Raw genomic sequence first — 18,147 nt, 5'->3', positions numbered from 1 at the left:
ACTAGGGTCGTGCGCTTTGGTGCCCGCGACCGTGCGGCACCCGGACCATGGGGGTGCATGCGGTGCGGCTCTACGCGGTGGTGGCGGCGGGTGGGTTCCGGCGCCACGCCACCTACCGGATCGCCACGGCGTCGGGGGTGTTCACCAACACCGTCTTCGGCTTCATCCTGACGTACACCTATGTGGCGCTGTGGGACGAGCGCCCGCAGCTCGGCGGGTACGACATGCCGCAGGCGCTCAGCTACGTCTGGCTGGGTCAGGCCCTGCTGATGACCTGTTCCATGATGGGCGGCGGTTTCGAGGACGAGCTGATCGAGCGCATCCGCACCGGTGACGTGGTGGTCGACCTCTACCGGCCGGTCGACCTCCAGTTCTGGTGGCTGGCGGGCGATCTGGGCCGGGCCGCGTTCCACCTGGTGGGCCGCGGCATCGTGCCGATGCTGGTGGGCTCGCTCGTCTTCGAGCTGGCGCTGCCCTCGTCGGGGTGGACCTGGCTTGCCTTCCTCGGCTCGGTGGCGCTCGGGGTCGTGGTCAGCTTCGCGATCCGCTACCTGGTGGCGCTCTCCGCGTTCTGGCTGATGGACGGGGCGGGGGTGGCGCAGATGGCCTGGCTGTTCGGGATGTTCTTCTCCGGGATGCTGCTCCCGCTGACCCTCTTCCCCGGGCTGCTGGGGGACGTGGCGCGGCTGATGCCGTGGTCCTCGCTGCTCCAGGTGCCCGCCGACGTGTTCCTCGGCAAGTACCCGGGGTGGGAGCTGGCACGGGCGTACGGCTTCCAGGCGGGCTGGGCGGTGGTGCTGCTGCTGGTGGGGCGGATGGTTCAGTCGGTGGCGACGCGACGGGTGGTGGTCCAGGGTGGCTGACGCGAGCGGTGCGGTGGAGGTGGCCGGGGGCCGGTCCGCCGACTGGTCCCAGGAGGCGTTCGCGCGGCGGGGTTGGCCGCGGCGGTTCGGCGAGGGCGTGCGGGCCTACGGGCTGATCGTGGCGATGTGGCTGCGGTCGACGATGGCGTACCGGGCGTCGTTCGCGATGGCGGCGCTCGGCAACTTCGCGGCCACCGCCTTCGACTTCGTGACGATCCTGCTGATGTTCGCGCACGTGGACCGGCTCGGCGGCTACGGCCTCTCCGAGATCGCCCTGCTGTACGGGGCGTCGGGCACCGCGTTCGGCCTGGCCGACCTGCTGATGGGGTCGATGGACCGGCTGGGGCGGCGGGTGCGGGACGGGACACTGGACACCCTGCTGGTGCGGCCGGTGCCGGTGCTCGCCCAGGTCGCGGCGGACCGGTTCGCGCTGCGCAGGCTGGGGCGGGTGCTCCAGGGGGTGCTGGTGCTGGGGTACGGGCTGGCGACGGTGGACGTCGAGTGGACGGTGCTGAAGGTGGCGGTGGTGCCGCTGATGCTGCTGGGCGGGGCGGGGCTCTTCGGCGCGCTCTTCGTGGCCGGGGCGGCGTTCCAGTTCGTCGCGAACGACGCCTCCCAGGTGCAGAACTCCTTCACGTACGGCGGCAACACGCTGCTCCAGTACCCGCCGTCGGTCTTCGCGAAGGAGCTGGTGCGCGGGGTGGTCTTCGTGGTGCCGCTGGCCTTCGTGAACTGGCTGCCCGCGCTGTATGTGCTGGGGCGGCCGTTGCCGGTGGGGCTGCCGGGGTGGGTGGCGTTCCTGTCCCCGGTGGTGGCGGTGGGGTGCTGTCTGCTGGCGGGGCTGGCGTGGCGCGCGGGGCTGCGTACGTACCGCAGCACGGGCAGCTGACCGGCCGGGCCGGGACAGCGGACTTCGGGCATCTGGCTTCAGTGGTCATCGGACTTCGGACTTCGGGCGGAGGCGGCGGGGCAGCCGCCAGGGAAGGGGCATGGACGTGGATACGAGTACGGGCACGGGCGCGGGCACGGGCGGCGACCCCGGGTTCATCGAGCTCGACGAGGTCGAGAAGGTCTTCGACGTACGCCGCAGAACCGGCTTCCTGCGCGGCGAGCGCCGCCAGGTCCGGGCGGTCGACTCGATCAGCTTCCGGGTCGCCCGTGGCGAGATGGTCGGTTACATCGGCCCGAACGGTGCCGGGAAGTCGACCACGATCAAGATGCTGACCGGCATCCTCACCCCGAGCGGCGGCCGGCTGCGGGTCGCGGGCATCGACCCGTCGCGGGAGCGTACCCGGCTGGCGCACCGGATCGGTGTGGTCTTCGGCCAGCGCACCACGCTCTGGTGGGACCTGCCGCTGCGCGACTCGTACCGGCTGATGCACCGGATGTACCGGATCCCCGACGCCCGGTTCCGGGAGAACCTGGACCGCTGCGTCGAACTCCTGGACCTGGGCGATCTGTTGGAGGTTCCGGTGCGTCAGCTGTCCCTGGGGCAGCGGATGCGCGGGGACATCGCGGCGGCGCTGCTGCACGATCCCGAGGTGCTGTACCTGGACGAGCCCACGATCGGCCTGGACGTCGTCTCCAAGGCGAAGGTCCGTGGATTCCTGCGGGACCTGAACGCCGAGCGCGCCACGACCGTCCTGCTGACCACCCACGATCTGACCGACATCGAGCAGCTCTGTTCGCGGGTGATGGTGATCGACCACGGCCGTCTGATGTACGACGGCGCCCTGGAGGGCCTGCACGAGCTGGGGGAGAGCGAGCGGACGCTGGTGGTCGACCTGGAACGCGAACTGCCGCCGATCCGGCTGGAGTCGGCGCCCTCGGTGCGGACCGTGAAGGTGGAGGGGCCGCGCCAGTGGCTGGCCTTCCCGGCCGCGGAGTCGGCGGCGGCGCTGGTCGCCCGGATCGCCGCGGACTACCCGCTGGTCGACCTGTCGGTGCGGGAGCCGGACATCGAAACGGTCATCGCGAGGATGTACGCCTCGACCTCGGAAGCGCGCGTTCAATAGGCTTCAGGTATGACAAGTGAGAGTCCGGAAATGCGTGCCTCCGATGCCGAGCGCGAGCGTGTGGCCGAAACCCTGCGCGAGGCGGTCGCCGAGGGCAGGCTGGGGATGGAGGAGTTCGACCAGCGCCTGGAAGCGGCCTACACGGCGCGTACGCACGGGGAGTTGGAGCCGCTGGTACGGGATCTGCCCGCGCCGGGCGCGGCGGTGGCCCCGGTGGGTGGTGCGGCGGTGGCGCCGACCGGTTCGGGGAAGCGGTGGGCGGACCGGATCGGCCGGCCCGCGACGTCGAGCGGTGCCTTCGCCTTCTGGGGCGGTTTCGGGCGTCGGGGGAGCTGGACGGTGGGCCGGAAGTTCACCGCGTTCGCGATGTGGGGCGGCGGTGAGATCGATCTGCGCGAGGCGAACTTCGAGGACCGCGAAGTGGTCATCCGGTGCATCACGATCATGGGCGGGATGCAGGTGACGGTGCCGCCGGAGCTGAACGTCGAGGTCCGGGGCATCGGCATCATGGGCGGCTTCGGCGAGCACGCGAAGGACGAGGGCGTCCCGTCGCCGGACGCCCCTCGGGTGCGGATCACCGGGTTCGCGCTGATGGGCGGTGTCGGGGTGGAGCACAAGCGGAGCAAGGCGGAGCGCAAGCGGCTGCGGGACGCGGAGCGGGAGCGGTCGAAGGGGTTGGACGGCGGCCGGGAGCGCGGCCGGCTGGAGAAGGGCCCGGACGGCGCTTGACCCCGGGCGGCGCCTGATCGTTGGACCCCGCTCCCTCCCCTCTCAGAGCTGGTCGGAGACGGTTTCCTCGTGTTCCAGCGACGCCAGGTCCACCAGCGAGCCCAGCCGCTGGTAGCCCGCGTCGTCGAGGTGGAGATGGTCGCCGCTGTCGTACTCCGGCCGGAGCCGGGCCGGGTGGTGCGGGTCGCGGGCCGCCGCGTCGAAGTCGATGACGTCGTCGTAGACGCCGCCCGCCCGGATCAGTTCGTTGACCCGCTGCCGTACGGCTTCGCGGGCCGGGGTCCAGGTGCGGTAGCCCTCGAACGGCATCAGGGTCGCCCCGACGACCCGCAGTCCGCGGGCGTGGGCGCGCTCGGTCAGCCGGCGCAGGGCGTCCACGATGTGTTCCGGGTGGGTCTCCTGCGGTGAGCGCTGCACGTCGTTGATGCCGAGCGCGATGACGACCGTGCGCACCCCGGCGACGTCCAGGGCGTCGCGCTCGAAGCGGTCGAGGGCCCGTACGCCGCTGCCGTCGAGCAGGAGGCGGTTGCCGGCGATGCCCGCGTTGGCGACCCCGTACCGGCCGTGCAGCCGGTCGGCGAGGACGTCGGGCCAGCGGCTGTTGGTGTCGGTGCTGGAGCCGGTGCCCGCGGTGAGCGAGTCGCCGATCACGGCGACGGTCCCGACGGCGGTGAGGGTGTGGACGTCGACGGCGGTGAGGTAGCGCCAGTCGTCGGTCCGCCGGGCGCCCCAGGCGGTGTCCAGGTACGAGGTCTGGTGGCTGTGCTCGTGGACGGTGACGGGCCCCTCGGGGCTGCGGACGCGCAGGGTGACGACGAGGTCGGCGTCGGGGGCGACCGGGCCGGGCACGGCGTCGCTGACGACCTGTCCGCCGATCGGGACGGTCACGGAGCGCGCCCCGCCGAAGGTGGCGGGGCGGCCGCCCACCCCGGCCTGCTCCACGACCAGCGGACGGGTTCCGAAAAGGTTCGAAAGAGTGATGCGGGCCGCGTCACCGCCGATGCTCGTATGTACGACGTTACGAATGGTGCGGCGGTGCAGGGTGCTGCCGGTGGTGGAGTCGGCCATCCCGGTGACGGGGGAGGCCGTCCAGGTGGCGGCCCAGAGACCGGTGGTGTGTGCGGGGGCGGCGGGCGTCCGGGGCGCGGACCGAGGCTCGGGTACGGCCACCACAGCGCCCGGCCGGTCGCCGGGGCCGGAGAACAGCAGGGAGCCGGCGAACGCCACCGTGGCGGCGAGCGCGGCGGTGCCCGCCACGGGGGCGATGAGCGGGGGGTACCCCTGGCGCCTGGGCATGGGCGGTGTCTCTCCTCAAGATCAAACGGACTGGTCCCATGATGGGGCAGGACGGGAGGGGCGCGGCGCCGGGAACTCGGCGTGCGGCCCGGGAGTAGGTCAGGTAAGGGATGTCCCGTGATCCGTCAGGGATTACGGGACAGTCCTTCAGGGACGTTGCGTACGGTTTTCCGGGCGCGAGGAGTGCGCGGACAGGTGGAGCGGATGGAACGGAACGATCGGACCGGCCCCGGGGAGTCGGGGGCGCGGCAGCCGGCGCGTACGGGCGAGCGGATCGGCAGCGGGGCCGGGGAAGGCTCCGGGCCCGGGGAAGGCTCCGGGCCCGCCCCGCTCGGCTCGTTCGCGTACACCGCGGCCGACGAGGAGAAGCGGCGCGGGGTGCGCCGGATGAAGACCACGGCCACGGGCCTCCTTCTGCTGGTCGCGCTGGTGTACGCGCTCGCCACCTGGGCGAGGAGCGCGGGGGTGGGCGGCTGGCCGGGCTTCGTCGCCGCGGCCGCCGAGGCGGGGATGGTGGGTGCGCTGGCCGACTGGTTCGCCGTCACGGCGCTGTTCAAGCGCCCGCTCGGCCTACCGATCCCGCACACCGCCATCATCCCCACCAAGAAGGACCAGCTCGGAGCCTCACTGGGTTCCTTCGTCGGGGAGAATTTTCTCTCCGGTGACGTGGTCCGGGGCCGGATCCACGCCCTCCGCGTCGGGCAGCGGCTCGGTGCCTGGCTGGCCGCTCCGGCCCATGCCGACCGGGTGACCGCCGAGTTGTCGACCGCGCTGCGCGGGGCGATGCGGGTGCTGCGGGACTCCGATGTGCAGGCGGTGGTGGGCGAGGCGATCACCCGGCGGGCCAACGCGGTGGAGGTCGGTCCCGGGCTCGGCAAGATGCTGGAGAAGATCGTCGCCGACGGGGGGCACCGCAAGATGGTGGACCTGGTCTGTGTGAAGGCCCACGACTGGCTGGTGCGGCACGGCGATTCGGTGATGGACGCGGTGCAGGGCGGGGCGCCGGGCTGGACGCCCCGGTTCGTCGACAAGCGGATCGGGGAGCGGGTCTACAAGGAGCTGCTGCGGTTCGTCACGGAGATGCGGGACATGCCGGGCCACCCGGCGCGCGCCTCGATCGACACCTTCCTGACGGACTTCGCGTCCGACCTCCAGACCGATTCGGACACCCGGGCCCGGGTCGAGCGGCTGAAGTCGGAGATCCTGGGGCGTGGCGAGGTCCAGGACGTCATCGCCTCGGCCTGGTCGTCGGTCCGCGCGATGATCATCGCGGCGGCGGAGGACGAGCAGAGCGAGCTGCGGCTGCGGGCGCGGGCCTCCCTGATGGCGCTGGGCGCCCGGCTGTCCACGGACGAGCGGCTCCAGGCGAAGCTGGACGGCTGGCTGGAGGACGCGGCGGTCTACGTCGTCACGACGTACCGCACCGAGATCACGTCGCTGATCAGCGACACCGTCGCGGGCTGGGACGCGGACCAGACGTCGAAGAAGATCGAGGCGCACATCGGCCGCGACCTCCAGTTCATCCGGATCAACGGCACGGTGGTGGGCGCGCTGGCCGGTCTGCTGATCTACACGGTGTCCTGGGCGCTGGGCGCATAACGGGGCCGGCGTGCGCGAAAAGGGGCGGGGCTCCCGGAGGGATCCGGGAGCCCCGCCCCTTTTCGCGTTCCCGTACCAGGCTCTCAGGCGGCCCGGCGGGTGACCGCCCAGGACGCGACGGCCATGGAGCCCGCCACGGCGAAGACGGAGGGCCAGGCGCCGATCTTCTTGGCCAGCGGGTGCGATCCGGCGAACGCGGCGAGGTAGGCCGTCGTCAGCCCGGCCGCCGCGCGCGGCCCGGCCTGCCGGTTCCACTCGTACGCGGCGACCGTGCCCGCGGCGGCGAGGGCGACCCCGCCCAGTGGCCGCTTCCTGGTCCACCGGGCCACGGCGTACCCGCCGACCAGCCCGCCCGCCGCAACCGCCGCTGCCGGAACCTTCGCCATCGCAGCCACCCTCGCCTTCCCGTCTCGGTGATCCGGGCCCCGTGGGCGTGTCCGACACGCCCCGGCCCGGGTCTTCGAGGCTAACGCGGTCCCCGGGATACCGGTCGCCGAGGGGGTGCACACGCGTTTACCCTGGGGTGAACGCGTGTACACCCCAGCCGTCCCGGACCCCGTACGGAGAGCCATGCCAGCGGACATACCCGCCGCCCCGACCCCCGCCGCGAAGCAGCCCGCACACCCCCGGTTCGCCGTCGGCGTCCTGGCGTTCTGCGGTGTCGTCGTCGCGGTGATGCAGACGATCGTCGTCCCCCTGCTCCCGCACATCCCGGCCCTCACCGGCGCGAGCCCGGCCGCCGCGAGCTGGCTGGTCACCGTCACCCTCCTGACCGGTGCCGTCTTCACCCCCGTCCTGGGCCGGGTCGGTGACATGTACGGCAAGCGCCGGGTGCTCGTCGCCTCGCTCGGGGTGCTGGTGGCCGGTTCGGTGCTGTGCGCGGTCAGCTCCCACATCGGCGTACTGATCGCCGGACGCGCCCTGCAGGGCGCCGCGCTCGCCGTACTGCCGCTGGGCATCAGCATCCTGCGCGACGAACTCCCGCCCGAGCGCGTGCTGTCCGCCGTGGCGCTGATGAGCTCGACGCTCGGCATCGGCGCGGCGGTCGGCCTGCCGGTCGCGGCCCTGGTCGTCGAGAACTTCGACTGGCACACGATGTTCTGGGTCTCCGGCGCGATCGGCGTCCTCGACATCGTGCTCGTGCTGTGGTGCGTGCCGGAGTCGCCGCTGCGCAGCCGGGGCCGCTTCGACGCGCTCGGTGCGCTCGGGCTCTCCGGGGCCCTGGTCTGCCTGCTGCTCGCGGTCACCCAGGGCGCCGACTGGGGCTGGACCTCGGCCCGGACGCTCGGGCTGCTGGTCGCGGCCGTCGTCGTGGCGCTGTGCTGGGGGGCGTACGAGCTCCGGGTCGCCTCGCCCATGGTCGACCTGCGGATCTCGGCCCGCCCCGCCGTCCTGCTCACCAACGTCGCCGCCCTGCTCATCGGCTTCGCCTTCTACGCGAACTCCCTGGTCACCGCCCAGATGGTCCAGGAGCCCAAGGAGACCGGCTACGGGCTCGGCGCCTCGCTCGTCGTCAGCGGTCTCTGCCTGCTGCCGGGCGGCGTGATGATGGTCGCGCTCTCCCCGGTCTCGGCCCGGATCTCCGGGAAGTACGGCCCCAAGGTCAGCCTGGCCCTGGCCGCCGCGGTGATCGCCACCGGCTACGTGGTCCGCTACTTCACCAGCCACAACCTCTGGCTGATCATCGCCGGAGCGACGGTCGTCGCCTCCGGCACGGCCATCGCGTACTCCGCGCTGCCCGCCCTGGTCATGCGCGGCGTCCCGGTGAGCGAGACCGGCGCGGCCAACGGCCTCAACACCCTGATGCGCTCGATCGGGCAGGCGTTCTGCAGCGCGACGGTCGCCGCCGTCCTCGCCAACCTCACCTTCCGGGTGGGCGGCCGGACCGCCCCGACGCTCCACGCGTACCAGCTGGTCTTCCTGGTCGCCGGGGGTGCGGCGCTCCTCGCGCTGCTGGTCACCCTGTTCCTGCCGGGCGCGCGGACCCCCGCGACAGGTACGGTCGAAAGCAGCCGCGACGTCCCGGGCGACCGGAAGGACGGTGTGCGGACGATGCCGATCCAGGAGAGCACATGACCAGCGGGCAGGCCGCCGTACCGGCCCCGGTCCGGTCCGACACCGACCCGGGCGATCCGGGTACGGGCGATCCGGGCACGGGCCGCGACGCGATCCTGCGTGCGGCCCGCCGGGCGTTCACCCAGCGCCCGTACGCCGACGTCACCATCCGGGGCATCGCGGCCGACGCCGGAGTGAGCCCCTCGCTGGTGGTCAAGCACTTCGGCCGCAAGGAGGAGCTCTTCAACACGGTCGCCGACTTCGGCCCCGCCGCCGCGGAACTCTTCGACGCCCCGCTTCCGGTCCTGGGCCGCCACATGGTCGTCACGCTCGTCCGCCACCGCCGCGCCCTCCAGTCGGACCCGCTGCTGCGCGTCGTCTTCTCGCTCGGCAACCGCGACGAACGCTCCCTGCTGCGCGACCGCTTCCAGGAACAGGTCACCGACGCCCTCGCCGCCCGCCTCACCGGCCGCGAACGCACCCTGCGCGCCGAACTGATCGCCGGTCACCTCCTCGGCCTCGGCGCCACCCTCGGCCTCCACCGCTCCGGCGCCGGAGCGGACGCCACCCCCGAACACCTCGCCGACCTGTACGCGCCCGCGCTGCAGGCCCTGATAGACGGGTCCTGATCCATGGAAATCCTCGAATACGTGGCGTTCAGCACGGACCCCACCGGCGGGAACCCCGCGGGAGTGGTCCTCGACGCGTCCGGGCTGGACGACGCGGCCATGCTCCGGATCGCGGCCGAGGTCGGCCACTCGGAGACCGCGTTCGTCCTCCCGGGGCGGGGCGGGGCGCAGCCGGGGCAGGGCAGCCACCTCGACGTCCGGTACTTCAGCCCGCTGGCCGAAGTGCCGTTCTGCGGGCACGCGACCATCGCGACCGCCGTCGCCCACGCCCAGCGGCACGGGGTGGGCGAGCGCACCTTCCGTACGAAGGCCGGCGAGGTGCTGGTCTCCACGGAGACCGGACCGGACGGATCGGTCATGGCCACCCTGGTCAGCGTGGCGCCCCGGTCCGAGCCGATCCCGCGGGACGTGACGGACCGGCTGCTCGCCGCGCTGCGCTGGTCGGCGGAGGACCTGGACCCCGCACTGCCCGTGCGGGCCGCGTACGCGGGGGCCTGGCACCCGGTGGTCGCGGCGGCGGACCGCGCCAGGCTCGCCCGGCTCGACTACGACCGGGAGGCCCTCTCCGCCCTCATGGCACACCACGGCTGGACCACCGTCGATCTGGTCTGGCGCGAGTCCCCCTCGGTCTTCCACGCCCGCAACCCGTTCCCGCCCGGCGGCGTCGTCGAGGACCCGGCCACCGGCGCCGCGGCCGCCGCCTTCGGCGGCTATCTGCGCACCGAGGGCCTCGTCGACACCCCCGCGACGCTGACGGTGCACCAGGGGTACGACATGGGGCGGCCGAGCACGATCCGGGTACGGGTGCCCGCCGGGGCGGACACCGGTATCGAGGTCAGCGGCACCGCGGTGGCGATCTGAACCGGACCGCCCGCCCCGGCGCCGCCCGGATCAGCTGAAGACGACCGAACGGAGCTTCAGCCGGCTGGAGGCGTAGCCGCCGTGCGGCCGGAGCGAGAAGTGGTCGCCCTCGCAGTCCGGGCCGGTGAAGACCGTCGCGGTGGAGCCGGTGAGGTTCAGCGGGGTGGTCGCGGGCAGAGACGAGGCCGGGTCGGCCACCTCGGGCAGCGTGATGCACATCCGGCTCGGCGGGTCGACCAGGTAGCCGGGCCGCAGCGAGCCGTCGTGGCCGGAGTAGACGTACGTGAAGTCTCCGGTCGCCGCGCTCGCCGAGGCCGGAACGGCGACGATGAGCGCGAGCGCGCCGAGGGCGGCGGCGACGGCGGAACGCGGACACAGGCGCATGGGGAACTCCTTGTGCGAGAGGTGGGAAACGGCCCAAGTCTGCGCCTTCGGCATGCGGTTACTCGTCGCGTTCCGTCCTCCGTCACCTGGACGGCAACTGCTGAATCGGTTCTGCTGACGCCAACCGGGTCATGATCCGCCGTATCGGTCCCGGACCGCCCGGACCGCCCGGACCGCCCGGACGCCTTCCGGAGCGACCGGGTGCGGGCCGGGGCGGACCCCGGCGGCGGCCCCGACGCGGCCCCGGCCCGACCCCACCGCCATTTCCGGCCACAGCACGACACGCACCCACGAACATCACGCCGCGCCGCTGCACACGCACCGCCGCACACGTACTACCGCACGCGCACCGCTGCACGTACTGCTGCACGTACTGCTCCATGCGCACCGCTACGCGTCGCCGAGGTCCAGCTCGGCGACGACCTGGTCCCCGCTGGTCTCCCCGGTCGGCTCGAATCCGAGACCGAGGTAGAAGCCCTCAGGCCCGTGCTCACCGGGAACGAAGGTCACCGTGGTCCGGGTGCCGCCCCGCCGCCGGATCTCCTCGCACACCGCCGTCACGGCGAACCGTCCGTATCCGCGTGCCTGCTGGTCGGCCGCGATGTTCAGCCGCCAGAGTCCGGAGCGCTTCCTCGCGTCCCCCGGGTGGAACTCGACGTCGAAGAAGGCCATGACGAAGCCGACGAGCCGGTCCCCGTCGAAGACCAGCCGGGGCCAGGCGATGTCGGGGGTCGCGTACGCCTGGGCCAGCGACCAGGAGACCGGCCTCACGAGTCCTTGCTGGTCGGGGCGGACGGTCAGCGCGCAGGCGGCCTCGACGTTGTCCGCCGTGACCTCTTCCAGGCGCAGTGATGAGGATGAAGACATGGGCCCAACCTAATGACCGGCCCCGTCGCGCGGATGCCCGGCCCCGCGCTGGGCGGGGTCGGGCATCTCGGCGAACTACCTTTGTCCGTACGTCAGTTGGCGGGTGCCTGGTAGAGGCCCCGGCCGGCGCGGTGGGCCCGGGAGGTGGCGACGAGCCGGTCGAGGGTGCTGCGCACGGTGTTGATGCCGTTGGGCGAGAGCTCGCGCCCGAGCGCCTCCGTCACGTCACGGGCGCGCACGGGGGCACCGGCCTCCGCGAGCACCTTCAGGGTCAGCTCGGTGAGGCTGCCGCTCTCGTCCTCGGCGGTCGCCTTCTTGGCGGCCCGGGGCTTCGCCGCCCTGGCCTTCGCGGGCTTGGCGGCCTTGGCGGTGGTGGCGCTCTTCGGCGCCTTGGCCGCCGGGGCCGTTTCCTCGGCGGCGTCCTTGGCGGTGTCCTTCGCACCCTTGGCCCGGCCGCGCTGCTGGGCCTTCGGCTTGGCGGCGGGACGCTTGCGGCTCTTGGGGGCGGCGGAGGTCTTGCGCGCGGCGGAACGGCGCGCGGGGGCGGCGGCCGGCTCCTCGGGCGCCTGCTCCTCCTCCGTCCGCGCGACGGACTCGACGGACTCGACGGGCTCGGCGGAGGTGCGTGCCTGCTGCGGGATCGCGGGCGCGTCGACGGCCGCGTCGACGTCGGCCGCCACCCCGGACGTCTCCCCGGCGACAGGCGCGGACGAACCCGACAGCGCCCGCAGCGCGGTCAGCGCGGTCCGTACCGAACCCAGGCGCTCGGTGACGGCCGCGAGTTCCTTCTCCAGCGTCTGCTGGTGCTGTTCGAGGCGGGGAAGCTCCGCCTCCAGCAAGGTGGTTGTGGCGTCGATGGTGACCAATGTGCTGGTCTCGGAGGTCATGGTGGAGCCCTTCTGTCCCTGCGGACCGTTGGTGACCGACGTACCGCAGGGTAAGGGGTGTTGTGTTGTGGCCGGAAATCGTCCATCGGGCGAGACGTCTCCCGAACCACCGTCAGCTCTCCCGGCAAGTCTCCTGAGCAGCGCTTCCGCGCACCCCGCACTCCGTACGGGTGCCACTCGTTCGGCCGTATCGGTTCACCCGCGCCCCGAGCCCCAGCCGCAGCGCCATCACCGCCACGGCGGCGACCGCGAATCCCGCTCCGACCCAGGGAAGTTGGCGGGGCCCGTACGCCGCCAGGGCCCATCCGCCGACGGCGGTGCCCAGCGTGATGCCCAGGTTGGAGAAGGAGATGAAGAGGCTGTTGCCGAACTCCGGTGCGTCGGCCGCGTCCCGCCCCAGCCAGTTCTGGCTCACGACGAGCCCGCCGGAGTGGACGGCACCCCACACCAGGACCACCGCCACCATCGGCGCGAGCAGCGGACCGACGGCGTACACCAGGACGTAGACCAGCAGGCAGAGCACCGGGTACGCGACGGCGGTGCGGACGGGGGAGCGCCGCAGCAGGCCGCCGAAGGCGAAGTTGCCGAGGATCATCACCACGCCGAAGGCCATCAGCATCGCGCTGACCCATGTACCGCCCATCTCCGTGACCTGCCCCAGGTACTCCGCGAAGTAGCCGTAGACCGAGAACATCGACGCGAAGACGAGCACGACGGAGACGATGCTCAGCCAGGTACCGGTGCGCTTGAGCACGCTCAGCTGCGCACCGTAGGAGGAGCGTCGTTCGACCGGCATCGGCGGCACGAACCGCAGGATGCCCAGCAGGGCGAGGAGATTGACGAGCGCCCCGAACCAGAAGGCCGCGGCCAGCGAGAGGTGGTCGGCGAGGTACGAGGTCAGCGGCACGCCGAACGCGAATCCGACGGTGACCCCGCCGAACACCGTCGTCGTGGCGCGGGTCGCGTCCTGCCCGGACGCCAGCCGGGCGGCGGAGGCGAGCGCGACCGCGAAGAACACGGGATGGAACAGGGCGGGCACGATCCGGAAGGCGAGCATCACCCCGTACTGCGTGGTGAGCGCGTAGACGGCGTTGGACACGGCGAACACCGCGATCGCGGCGGCGAGCACCTTCTTGCGGTCGATCCCGGAGGCGAGCAGCGTGGTGAACGGTCCGGACACCGCGATGACCAGGGCGAACGCCCCGACGAGCCAGCCTGCGTCGGACGGTGTGACGCCGAGCTCGGCCGAGATCCGGGGGAGCACGCCGACCATGCCCATCTCGGTGGTGATGATCCCGAACACGCCCAGGGCGAGTACCGGAACGGCGAGGGAGGCCCTTCTCATCGAGACGACCAAGTCCTTTCGTCAAATCGCGAAATCTAGATGTATTGAGTGGCGATGCGGCGCCGCACCCCGTGGGGGCGGGCTCGCGCTCGTCCTACAGCTCGTCCCGTACGTGGGCGGCGAACTCGGCGATCGCCGCTTCGTCGCGGCGGTAGTACGTCCACTTGCCGATGCGTTCCGAGGTGAGCAGCCCGGCGTCCTTGAGGGTCTGCAGATAGCCGGAGACCACGGACTGCGCCAGCCCGGAGCGCTTCTGGATGTCGCCGACGCAGACGCCGATGTGGAAGCCGAGCCCCTGCTGCCGGTAGGAGTCCTCGTCGAAGTGCTTCCCGGGCTCCTTGAGCCACCGCATGAACTGGAGGCGCGCGGGGTTGGCGAGCGCCTTGTGCACGGCCAGGGGGTCCATCGCTCCGCCTCCTCGTGGCGCCCATCAGGTACGCATCTATCTTTCGCGATACGTAGCGTCGAGTCAAATGCGGCCGGGCGCCCGCCCCGGCCGCGTCGGGCCCCAATCGTTATACGCCGCCGGGAGGGCAAAGGAGGAATAGGCGACAAGCGGGCATCTATGTGCCTTGACGGGATCATGCGACCGAAGGAGGCTGAGGCGCCCCCCACGGAAGCCCTTCTTCAGATGTTGGATTGTTCATGCGCCCACTTGCTTCCGCAGGCACACTCACCGCTGCCGTAGCCGCAGCGATGATTTTCGCCCCTGCCGCCCACGCCAACCCTCCCGGCGACAACGGCACCGTGAAGATTCACGACGCCAAGACCGGCGAGGAACTCCGTAAGAACGAGCCGCACGTCTGCACGTTCTACCTCGACGCCTTCGGGTTCGACGGTGGCCAGAACGTCGACTGGCGCATCGCCGCCTGGGCCCCGACCGCCGCCGTCAAGGGCGAGATCGTGAAGTCCGGTTCGCTGAAGCTCGACGCCGACGGCCACGGCCGGACGCCGGACCAGACGCTGCCCGACGGCCACTACAAGCTGTACTGGAACTTCGACGGCGAGCACGGCAAGGCCAAGCAGAAGGTCTTCTGGACCGACTGCAGCGGCGAGAAGCCGGGCGAGGAGAAGCCCGGCGAGGAGAAGCCCGGCGAGGAGAAGCCGGGTGAGGAGAAGCCCGGCGAGAAGCCGACGCCCTCCGGGTCCACCCCCGGCACCGACACCTCCACGCCGGCGACGCCGACCGGGACCCCGGGCTCGTCCGCCCCCGCGGACGCCACCCCGTCCGCCTCGACCTCGTCCCCGGCGGCGGCCGAGCCGACCTCCGACGACCACGCCGAGGGCGACCTCGCCGAGACCGGCACGGGCGCCCCGGTGGCCCTGCTCTCCGCAGCCGCCGCCGCCCTCGTGGCCGCCGGCGCCTACCTGGCCCTCCGCCGCCGCAAGGCCGCCCAGCACTGACCGGCCTCAACACCGGCCCCGCTGCCCCCGCGCTCCACACCGTGGAGTGCGGGGGCAGTGTCTTGTGCAGGAGGTGAGGCGGTAAGGAGGAGTGGAGCGGAGCGGTCAGTCAGCCGGCTGCAATTGTCGAGTAGGTCCACACGTCGGCTGGCATCTCGTGGTGGAGCTTCCAAACAATGCCCATGGGCTTGCTGCCCTTGTGCTCGACGTAATCGGCGGGGCCGAGGAGCATCCAGGGTTGAGCCCCGTTGATGTCTGTCTTCTTGTAGCGGCGGACGAAGAGGAGGACGTTGGAGCCCTTCTCCTTGTGGGTCTGGTAGCGAACGCCGGTGGGTGAGGTTTCTGAGGTCTGGTTCTGGGATTCCCAGTGGAACAGATACTCGTTGCGCGCGTAGTCCTTGTAACGAGTCTCCGGGGAGAAGTCCTTCTCGTCCTTTTCGAGGGTGATGAGCAATGCGTCAGTCTGGATGCTCTCGCACCACTTCACGCCCTCGCGGAAGTGTCCAGGCATGAAGCCGCCGATATGGGACTGCCCGAGGGCGGGGAGGATCTCTTCGCGACTGTACGAGGCATGGACAGACAGTGGTGCGCTTGTGTGTACGCCGAGAAGCGGGACGGGGACGTGGTCGGCTTGGTCCAGTGCGTGCGCGAGGACCTGGCGGAGTTCGCTGCGGAAGTCGTGTTGTCGCCGAAGAGTGTCGAAGCCTTCCTGGTAGCTGCTAAAACCTCCGCCCAGTGGCCATAGCGAGAAGAAAAGCATGCGAGCGAGAGCTTGATCTTGTGCGCTGAGAGAGTCGTACTCGGGGGCGTCGTCGGTGAGCATCCTGGTATACGTGGCGACGCGGAGGGGATCATCAACGTGCAGGAAGGATGGAATGCGCTTGAGAAGTGATGACTCTCCATCCGGGCCGGATTCAGGAAGGAGCTTCGCTCTGCGGAGTAGGCCAGTCCATGAGTTGCCGTTGCCGCGATAAAGCTCCTTGAGTTCGCGACGACTCTCCCGGAGATACTTGTCGATTTGCGGCTCGGCGTACTCTGCGACCTCGCGAGCGAGATGGGTCACGTTCACGCTGATCTGGCTTCGGATGTTCTGGATGATGAGGTCCTTGGCCTTTGACTCAAGGATGATTTGGCAACCAGAAGGCAACTGCGGAAAATCTTGCTCAACGTTAGTGAGTAGACGGTTGCGTGTGAGGTTGGTGAGCGCTCGGAACTGTTCCTCGAAGCGGAATTCTTTGCGGTGTTGACCGATGAAGTCCAGGACAGTGAGGACGGGCTTGCCTTCTGTTCTCCGCAGCCCGCGCCCTAGTTGCTGAAGGAATACCGTGGCGCTCGACGTCGGGCGAAGGAGGAGGAGCGTGTCGACATCCGGGATGTCGAGTCCTTCGTTGAACAGGTCGACGGAGAAAATAACCTGGATCTCTCCGGCCCTGAGTTTCTCCAGGGCATTCTTGCGTTCGTCGCGTGGGGTCTCACCCGACAGGGCGACGGCGTTGAGACCGGCTTGGCGGAAGAAGTCGGCCATGAAGTTGGAGTGTGCGATCGATACACAGAACCCCAAGGCGCGCATCGAGCCTGGGTTCATGACCTTGTCTCGCACGGCTTGTACGACGAGTCTGGCCCGAGCAGTGTTTCCAGTGAAGAGGTTACTGAGGTCAGCCGAGTCGTATGAGCCACGCTTCCAAGCGATGGCGCTCATATCGGTATTGTCGGTGACGCCAAAGTAATGAAACGGGCTGAGTAGGTCGTTCTCTAGGGCTTCCCAAAGGCGCATTTCTGCTGCGATCCGGCCGTCGAAGAACTCGTCCTGGATGTTTAGTCCATCCATGCGCTCTGGAGTTGCGGTCAGGCCGAGAAGCTCTTGCGGTTCAAAGTGGTTCAATATTTTTCGATAGGTCGGGGAAGTGCCGTGATGAAACTCGTCAATCACGATGACATCGAAGTGATCGGGATTCAGTCGGTCTAGCGCCCGCGAGCTACTGAGGGACTGAACGCTACCGAAGACATGTGTCCAGTTCTCTGGGATCTCTCCTCCGACGAAAAGCTCTCCGAAGTTTGCATCTACCAAAACATTTTGGTAGACCCGCAGTGATTGTTCCAGAATTTCCTTGCGATGGGCAACGAAGAGCAGGCGTGGATCGCGGCCCAAAGTCTGCCGAAGACGCTTGAAATCCAAGGCGGCCATGACGGTCTTCCCCGTGCCGGTCGCCGCAACCAGGAGATTGCGGTGCCGGCCGTGGACGATGCGCTCTACTTCGAGGCGCTCAAGCATGTCGCGTTGGTGAGGGTACGGGCGGACTTCAAGCCCAGAGAGCGTGATGACGGGCTGGCTACCCCTGCTGGATCCGCCAGCTTGTGCCAGAGCCTCGTCCAGTCGTGAGGCATCAGTGTGGGGGTCGTAGAGCTCAAAAGATCGATCGCTCCAGTATGTGTCGAATGTTGCCTCGAACTTTCGGATGACAGCAGGTGTAGCGACCGAGGAAAGCCGCACATTCCATTCGAGGCCATCGAGCAAAGCAGCCTTGGAGAGATTTGAACTACCCACGTATGCCGTGTCGAATCCGCTGTCGCGGCGGAAAAGCCAAGCCTTGGCATGGAGGCGCGTGGACCGGAGTTCATAATTCACCCGCACTTCAGCGCCGAAATCGCGGACCAGACGGTCAAGGGCGCGACGCTCGGTGGCTCCGATGTATGTGGTTGTCAGCACGCGAATGGGAACGCCGCGCTCGTGTGCAGATGTGAGTGCTTGCTCCAGCACACGCAGCCCGTGCCATTTGACGAAGGCGCAGAGCAGGTCTACGCGGTCTGCCGTGGCCAACTCGGCTCGCAACTCGAAGCCCAGGCTGGGGTCCTCGGGGGAGTTGGTGAGGAGAGCCGTCTCGGAGAGCGGGGTAGCCGGGCGGATCGCGTATACGCCGGGTGCTTCTTGCTCGGCCACTGCAAGCAACTGGCGGGGGCCGTCGATGACGAGGTCAACCCACTCGGCAGCGCCTTTGATCGTGCTGAGCGAGTCCAGGATGTGGTTGGCGGCGAGGACCTGCTCCGCGGGCGAGAGACCTTGTAGCACTCTACGTACGACGCTTGCGATGTGGCGTGTTAGTACGTGCGGGGCGGATTCGTGCCCGACCGCTTCTTCAATGGAACGCCATCCTGCAGCGTCGAACTGCTTCATGCGGTCTTCGAGACGTCGAGTAATCAGCGTTTCGTAGAGCC

General features: G+C 70.1%; 17 protein-coding genes. 9 read left to right on the top strand and 8 right to left on the bottom strand.

Features of this window, described 5'->3' with window-relative positions:
- The first annotated feature begins 62 nt into the window (after positions 1 to 62).
- The 4 genes from ACIQGQ_RS07040 to ACIQGQ_RS07025 all read left to right on the top strand — a co-directional run bounded on the left by ACIQGQ_RS07040 (position 63) and on the right by ACIQGQ_RS07025 (position 3,607).
- On the top strand, positions 63 to 863 hold the full coding sequence (locus tag ACIQGQ_RS07040) for an ABC transporter permease (protein WP_402392008.1): 801 nt from the start codon (positions 63 to 65) through the stop codon (positions 861 to 863).
- A gap of 19 nt (positions 864 to 882) precedes the next feature.
- On the top strand, positions 883 to 1,752 hold the full coding sequence (locus tag ACIQGQ_RS07035; RefSeq protein WP_402392006.1) for an ABC transporter permease: 870 nt from the start codon (positions 883 to 885) through the stop codon (positions 1,750 to 1,752).
- Between the two features lie 100 nt (positions 1,753 to 1,852).
- Positions 1,853 to 2,878 carry an ATP-binding cassette domain-containing protein gene (locus ACIQGQ_RS07030; RefSeq protein ID WP_402391668.1) on the top strand — a complete coding sequence of 342 codons (1,026 nt, stop codon included), beginning with the start codon at positions 1,853 to 1,855 and terminating at the stop codon, positions 2,876 to 2,878.
- A gap of 30 nt (positions 2,879 to 2,908) precedes the next feature.
- Positions 2,909 to 3,607 (top strand): DUF1707 domain-containing protein, encoded by a 699-nt coding sequence (locus tag ACIQGQ_RS07025; protein WP_402391665.1) that lies wholly within the window; start codon positions 2,909 to 2,911, stop codon positions 3,605 to 3,607.
- Between the two features lie 42 nt (positions 3,608 to 3,649).
- Here the strand turns inward: ACIQGQ_RS07025 and ACIQGQ_RS07020 are convergent, their stop codons facing one another.
- Positions 3,650 to 4,903, bottom strand: a complete 1,254-nt coding sequence (locus tag ACIQGQ_RS07020) for an SGNH/GDSL hydrolase family protein (protein WP_402391662.1) — start codon at positions 4,901 to 4,903, stop codon at positions 3,650 to 3,652.
- Positions 4,904 to 5,107: 204 nt separating this feature from the next.
- Here ACIQGQ_RS07020 and ACIQGQ_RS07015 point away from each other — a divergent pair, with 204 nt between their 5' ends.
- Positions 5,108 to 6,502 (top strand): DUF445 domain-containing protein, encoded by a 1,395-nt coding sequence (locus ACIQGQ_RS07015; protein ID WP_402391660.1) that lies wholly within the window; start codon positions 5,108 to 5,110, stop codon positions 6,500 to 6,502.
- A gap of 83 nt (positions 6,503 to 6,585) precedes the next feature.
- Here ACIQGQ_RS07015 and ACIQGQ_RS07010 read toward each other — a convergent pair whose 3' ends face one another.
- The gene (locus ACIQGQ_RS07010) at positions 6,586 to 6,888 is read right to left on the bottom strand and encodes a hypothetical protein (RefSeq protein ID WP_352273748.1); all 303 of its coding nucleotides are present in this window, start codon (positions 6,886 to 6,888) and stop codon (positions 6,586 to 6,588) included.
- Positions 6,889 to 7,072: 184 nt separating this feature from the next.
- On the opposite strand from ACIQGQ_RS07010, the gene ACIQGQ_RS07005 reads away from it, so the two are divergent.
- The 3 genes from ACIQGQ_RS07005 to ACIQGQ_RS06995 are packed head-to-tail and all read left to right on the top strand — an operon-like array spanning position 7,073 to position 10,047.
- On the top strand, positions 7,073 to 8,578 hold the full coding sequence (locus tag ACIQGQ_RS07005; RefSeq protein WP_402391657.1) for an MFS transporter: 1,506 nt from the start codon (positions 7,073 to 7,075) through the stop codon (positions 8,576 to 8,578).
- Entirely contained in the window at positions 8,575 to 9,186 is a 612-nt protein-coding gene (locus ACIQGQ_RS07000) for a TetR family transcriptional regulator (RefSeq protein WP_402391654.1), read from the top strand. The genes ACIQGQ_RS07005 and ACIQGQ_RS07000 overlap by 4 nt, the downstream gene beginning before the upstream one ends.
- A gap of 3 nt (positions 9,187 to 9,189) precedes the next feature.
- On the top strand, positions 9,190 to 10,047 hold the full coding sequence (locus ACIQGQ_RS06995) for a PhzF family phenazine biosynthesis protein (RefSeq protein ID WP_402391651.1): 858 nt from the start codon (positions 9,190 to 9,192) through the stop codon (positions 10,045 to 10,047).
- A 30-nt stretch (positions 10,048 to 10,077) separates the two neighbouring features.
- Here ACIQGQ_RS06995 and ACIQGQ_RS06990 read toward each other — a convergent pair whose 3' ends face one another.
- From ACIQGQ_RS06990 to ACIQGQ_RS06970, 5 genes are all read right to left on the bottom strand, one after another.
- Positions 10,078 to 10,431, bottom strand: coding sequence for a hypothetical protein (locus ACIQGQ_RS06990; protein ID WP_402391649.1), 354 nt, complete (start codon positions 10,429 to 10,431; stop codon positions 10,078 to 10,080).
- 390 nt (positions 10,432 to 10,821) lie between these two features.
- Complete coding sequence (locus tag ACIQGQ_RS06985; protein ID WP_402391646.1) at positions 10,822 to 11,298, bottom strand: GNAT family N-acetyltransferase; 477 nt, start codon at positions 11,296 to 11,298, stop codon at positions 10,822 to 10,824.
- Positions 11,299 to 11,390: 92 nt separating this feature from the next.
- Positions 11,391 to 12,185 carry a hypothetical protein gene (locus ACIQGQ_RS06980; RefSeq protein ID WP_402391643.1) on the bottom strand — a complete coding sequence of 265 codons (795 nt, stop codon included), beginning with the start codon at positions 12,183 to 12,185 and terminating at the stop codon, positions 11,391 to 11,393.
- A gap of 112 nt (positions 12,186 to 12,297) precedes the next feature.
- A complete protein-coding gene (locus tag ACIQGQ_RS06975) occupies positions 12,298 to 13,530 on the bottom strand; it encodes an MFS transporter (RefSeq protein WP_402391640.1) in 1,233 nt (410 codons plus the stop codon).
- Positions 13,531 to 13,624: 94 nt separating this feature from the next.
- Entirely contained in the window at positions 13,625 to 13,936 is a 312-nt protein-coding gene (locus ACIQGQ_RS06970) for a helix-turn-helix transcriptional regulator (RefSeq protein ID WP_352273756.1), read from the bottom strand.
- A gap of 239 nt (positions 13,937 to 14,175) precedes the next feature.
- On the opposite strand from ACIQGQ_RS06970, the gene ACIQGQ_RS06965 reads away from it, so the two are divergent.
- Positions 14,176 to 14,934 carry an LPXTG cell wall anchor domain-containing protein gene (locus ACIQGQ_RS06965; RefSeq protein ID WP_402391638.1) on the top strand — a complete coding sequence of 253 codons (759 nt, stop codon included), beginning with the start codon at positions 14,176 to 14,178 and terminating at the stop codon, positions 14,932 to 14,934.
- Between the two features lie 109 nt (positions 14,935 to 15,043).
- Here the strand turns inward: ACIQGQ_RS06965 and ACIQGQ_RS06960 are convergent, their stop codons facing one another.
- Positions 15,044 to 18,106: a DUF3427 domain-containing protein gene (locus ACIQGQ_RS06960; protein ID WP_402391635.1), complete on the bottom strand. Its 3,063-nt coding sequence runs from the start codon at positions 18,104 to 18,106 to the stop codon at positions 15,044 to 15,046.
- Positions 18,107 to 18,147: the final 41 nt, after the last annotated feature.

The sequence above is a fragment of the Streptomyces sp. NPDC092952 genome (assembly GCF_044754785.1).
Lineage (GTDB): Bacteria > Actinomycetota > Actinomycetes > Streptomycetales > Streptomycetaceae > Streptomyces.
This window is presented reverse-complemented; position numbering and strand designations above follow the sequence as displayed.

Coding starts and splice junctions, on each gene's coding strand:
- ACIQGQ_RS07000 (WP_402391654.1), top strand. CDS start 8,575: ATGACCAGCGGGCAGGCCGCCGTACCGGCCCCGGTCCGGTCCGACACC.
- ACIQGQ_RS06970 (WP_352273756.1), bottom strand. CDS start 13,936: ATGGACCCCCTGGCCGTGCACAAGGCGCTCGCCAACCCCGCGCGCCTC.
- ACIQGQ_RS06985 (WP_402391646.1), bottom strand. CDS start 11,298: ATGTCTTCATCCTCATCACTGCGCCTGGAAGAGGTCACGGCGGACAAC.
- ACIQGQ_RS07025 (WP_402391665.1), top strand. CDS start 2,909: ATGCGTGCCTCCGATGCCGAGCGCGAGCGTGTGGCCGAAACCCTGCGC.
- ACIQGQ_RS07010 (WP_352273748.1), bottom strand. CDS start 6,888: ATGGCGAAGGTTCCGGCAGCGGCGGTTGCGGCGGGCGGGCTGGTCGGC.
- ACIQGQ_RS06965 (WP_402391638.1), top strand. CDS start 14,176: ATGCGCCCACTTGCTTCCGCAGGCACACTCACCGCTGCCGTAGCCGCA.
- ACIQGQ_RS06990 (WP_402391649.1), bottom strand. CDS start 10,431: ATGCGCCTGTGTCCGCGTTCCGCCGTCGCCGCCGCCCTCGGCGCGCTC.
- ACIQGQ_RS07030 (WP_402391668.1), top strand. CDS start 1,853: ATGGACGTGGATACGAGTACGGGCACGGGCGCGGGCACGGGCGGCGAC.
- ACIQGQ_RS06995 (WP_402391651.1), top strand. CDS start 9,190: ATGGAAATCCTCGAATACGTGGCGTTCAGCACGGACCCCACCGGCGGG.
- ACIQGQ_RS07020 (WP_402391662.1), bottom strand. CDS start 4,903: ATGCCCAGGCGCCAGGGGTACCCCCCGCTCATCGCCCCCGTGGCGGGC.
- ACIQGQ_RS06960 (WP_402391635.1), bottom strand. CDS start 18,106: ATGAAGCAGTTCGACGCTGCAGGATGGCGTTCCATTGAAGAAGCGGTC.
- ACIQGQ_RS06975 (WP_402391640.1), bottom strand. CDS start 13,530: ATGAGAAGGGCCTCCCTCGCCGTTCCGGTACTCGCCCTGGGCGTGTTC.
- ACIQGQ_RS07015 (WP_402391660.1), top strand. CDS start 5,108: ATGGAACGGAACGATCGGACCGGCCCCGGGGAGTCGGGGGCGCGGCAG.
- ACIQGQ_RS07005 (WP_402391657.1), top strand. CDS start 7,073: ATGCCAGCGGACATACCCGCCGCCCCGACCCCCGCCGCGAAGCAGCCC.
- ACIQGQ_RS06980 (WP_402391643.1), bottom strand. CDS start 12,185: ATGACCTCCGAGACCAGCACATTGGTCACCATCGACGCCACAACCACC.